Below are 3,501 nucleotides of genomic sequence, written 5' to 3'. Positions count from 1 at the left end.
TAGAGGTTGCTGACGTGCAGCAGCCGCCGGGCCTGCTCCGTCATGGCCCGCAGGAGGCGCGGGTGGCCGTGGCCCAGGGCGCAGACGGCGATCCCGGCCACGAAGTCCAGGTAGGCCTTCCCGTCGGCATCCCACACCCGGCACCCCTGCCCCCGGACCAGGGCGATGGGGTATCGGGCGTAGGTGTTGGCGACGTACTTCCCGGTGAGGGCGATGATCTCCTGGTTGGTCACACCGGCTCCTTGCCTGCTCCGCGCGCAGGCCGACCCTCCCCTACTGGAAGACCTCGGTCCCGACGCCCTCGGCGGTGAACAGCTCCAGCAGGAGGGCGTGAGGGACCCGGCCATTGATAATGTGGGTCTTCCGGACGCCCCCCTCGAGGGCCCGGAGGCAGGCCCGGACCTTGGGGAGCATCCCTTGCCCGATGACCCCATCCTCGATGAGCTTCTCCACGTCGTCCCGGCTGAGGGTGGGGTAGAGCTTCCCGGTGAGGTCCAGGATGCCATCGGTATCGGTCAGGAGGATGAGCTTCTCCGCCGCCAGGGCCGCCGCGATCTCCCCCGCCGCCAGGTCGGCGTTGATGTTGTAGGTCACCCCCTGCTCGTCCACCCCCGTGGGGGCCACGATCGGGATGAACCCCCCCTCCTCCAGCGTCCGCAGGATCCGGGGGTTGATCCCCGCGACCTCCCCCACCAACCCGAGGTCGATGACCTCGGTGTTCGCGCCCTTGCCCCTCACGGGAGCGCTCTTCCGGGCGCGGATCAGCCCGCCGTCCTTCCCGGAGAGCCCCACCGCCGGCCCACCCTTCCGGTTCATCAGGGTGACGAACTCCTGGTTGATGCCCCCCACCAGAACCGTCTCGACGATCCGCATGGTAGGCTCGTCCGTCACCCGGAGGCCGTCGATGAAGGTGGGGGTGAGCCCGGCCTGGGCCATCGCCTCGCCGATCTGGGGCCCCCCCCCGTGCACGACCACGGGGCGCATCCCGACGTAGCGCATGAGGACGATGTCGGCCACCACGCTTTCCTTGAGGGCGGCGTCGGTCATGGCGGCGCCCCCGTACTTCACCACGATGGTCTTCCCCCAGAAGGCGCGGATATAGGGGAGGGCCTCGGTGAGGACCTGCGCCTTGGCGATGCCGGCGGCGTCCACGGGTCCTCCCGGCCGGCTCAGCCGGCCTCCTGCAGGCGTTTCTCCAGCTCCCGGTTGGCCCGGCGGAGCTCCTGATTGGTGTGGGCCAGCTCCTCCACGCTCCGGGTGAGCTGCTGGAAGAGCTGCGCGTTGGCCAGCGCCAGCGAGACCAGGCAGGAGAAGGTGACGAAGAGGGCCATGTCGTACTCGTCGAAGGACTCGCCCGAGCGCTTGTTGTTGGCGTTCAGCACCCCCACCGTCTTCCCGTTCACCTTGACCGGGACGCTCATGAGCGACCGCGTCGTGTAGCGGGGGTAGAAGCGGGACTCGCTGAAGACGGACTCCTGCCGGATGTCCTTGATCAGGAGGGGCTCCCCCTTCCGGGCCACCCGACCGGCGATCCCGTCCCCCACCTTCGGCCGGGCGCCCTGGATCACATCCTCGCTGATGCCGCGAGCCACGGCGATGCGGAGGGTCTGGGTGGCCTCGTCCACCAGCATCAGGGAGACGATCTCCACCTCCAGAACCTCCGCGATGAAGTCGATGACCCGCTGGAAGAGGACCTGGTTGTTCTGGAGGAACTCCCCCAGGACATCCCACCGGACCAGGTCGGCCAGGGCGAGGGCGCTGGCCTGCAGTTTTGCGACCTGGGCCTGGCGTCGCTGTCCGGCCTGGCTGCTCTTCGCGAGGAGGACCGCGCGCCCCACCGTGTGCGTCAGTTCCTCCAGGTTGACCGGCTTGCTCACGACGTCGAAGGCCCCGTCCTCCACGGCGGTGATCGCCCGCTCCGGGGTCCGGTACCCGGTGACCATGATGACGGGCAGCTCGGGCCGATCCCGCTTGATCCGGCGCAGGACCTCCATCCCGTCGAGGCCCGGCATGACGAGGTCGAGGAGGACCGCGTGGACCGGCTCGGTCCCCAGGGTCTTCAGCCCCTCCTCCCCGCTCCCGGCCGCCAGGACCCGGTAACCCTCCTTGGCCAGGTGGTCCGCCACCAGCGTGCGGAAGAGCCGTTCGTCGTCGATGATCAGGACGCACTCGCTCACAGGATGTACCGGCTCAGGTCCTCGTTTCGGACCAGCTCCTGCAACCGCTCCCGGACGTAGGCCGCGCTCACCTCCACGCGGACGCCGGGCATGTGGGGCGCCTCGAAGGAGACCTCGTCGAGCAGCCTTTCCATGATGGTGTAGAGCCGCCGCGCCCCGATGTTCTCCGTCGCCTCGTTGACCCCGGTGGCGATGGCCGCGATCTCCTCCAGGGCGTCCTTGGTGAAGTCCAGCGTCACCCCCTCCGTCTGCAACAGGGCCGTGTACTGCTTGGTCAGGGCGTGCTCCGGCTCCGTCAGGATCCGGACGAAGTCCGCGCGGGTCAGGGGCTGCAGCTCCACCCGGAGCGGGAAGCGGCCCTGCAGCTCGGGGATCAGGTCCGCGGGCTTGGCCGCGTGGAAGGCCCCGGCGGCGATGAAGAGGATGTGGTCGGTCCGGACCATCCCGTACTTGGTGGGGACCGTGGACCCCTCCACGATGGGGAGGAGGTCGCGCTGCACCCCCTCCCGGGAGACGTCGGGGCCGACCGTCCGCTCCCGCCCGGCGATCTTGTCGATCTCGTCCAGGAAGATGATGCCGGCGTTCTCCACCCGCCGGACGGCGTCCGCCACGACCTCGTCCATGTCGATGAGCTTGCCCGCCTCCTCCTGGGCCAGCAGGCGGCGGGCCTCCCGGACCTTGACCTTGCGTCGCTTGACCCGGCCCGGCAGCAGGTTCCCCAGCATCTCCTGGAGGTTCACGTCCATCTGGCCCATCCCCGCCCCCGGGAAGAACTCCACCATGGGGAAGGCCTTGTCCTTCAGCTCGAGCTCCACCCCCCGGTCCTCCAGGATCCCGTCCCGGAGCATCTTCCGGAACTTCTCCCGGGTCTCCTGGCCCGGCGGGGGAGCCGCCGGTTCGAACCCCGGGGCGACGGGGCGGACGGCGGGGAGGAGGAGATCCAGGAGGCGCTCCTCGGCCAGCTCCTCGGCCCGCCCCTCCACGCTCTTCGCCCGTTCCCCCTTCACCATGTTGACGGCCAGGTCCGTCAGGTCCCGGATCATGGACTCCACGTCCCGGCCCACGTAGCCCACCTCGGTGTACTTGGAGGCCTCCACCTTCAGGAAGGGGGCGTCGGCCAGCCGGGCCAGCCGGCGCGCGATCTCCGTCTTCCCCACCCCCGTCGGCCCGATCATGATGATGTTCTTCGGCGCCACCTCGTCCCGCAGCTCGGGGGAAAGCTTCTGGCGGCGCCAGCGGTTGCGCAGGGCGATGGCCACGGCCCGCTTCGCCTCCCGCTGGCCGATCACGTACTTGTCGAGCTCGGCGACGATCTGGCGCGGCG

At 69.7% G+C, this 3,501-nt stretch carries 4 protein-coding genes; all 4 read right to left on the bottom strand.

What is annotated here, in order from left to right; translation table 11 throughout:
- Window positions 1–233: aminotransferase class III-fold pyridoxal phosphate-dependent enzyme (locus VGT06_06570; GenBank protein HEV8662784.1), on the bottom strand; the 233-nt coding region annotated here is incomplete at its 3' end.
- Between the two features lie 40 nt (window positions 234–273).
- Complete coding sequence (gene argB, locus VGT06_06565) at window positions 274–1,152, bottom strand: acetylglutamate kinase (GenBank protein HEV8662783.1); 879 nt, start codon at window positions 1,150–1,152, stop codon at window positions 274–276.
- 17 nt (window positions 1,153–1,169) lie between these two features.
- Window positions 1,170–2,177, bottom strand: coding sequence for a response regulator (locus VGT06_06560; protein HEV8662782.1), 1,008 nt, complete (start codon window positions 2,175–2,177; stop codon window positions 1,170–1,172).
- Window positions 2,174–3,501, bottom strand: a 1,328-nt coding sequence (gene hslU / locus VGT06_06555) for an ATP-dependent protease ATPase subunit HslU (protein HEV8662781.1), incomplete at its 5' end; no start/stop codon positions are given. The genes hslU and VGT06_06560, both read right to left, overlap by 4 nt.

It is taken from the genome of Candidatus Methylomirabilis sp., assembly GCA_036000645.1.
Classification (GTDB): Bacteria; Methylomirabilota; Methylomirabilia; order Methylomirabilales; family JACPAU01; genus JACPAU01.
The sequence above is the reverse complement of the archived record's forward strand: the minus strand, read 5'-3'. Positions and strand labels throughout refer to the sequence as shown.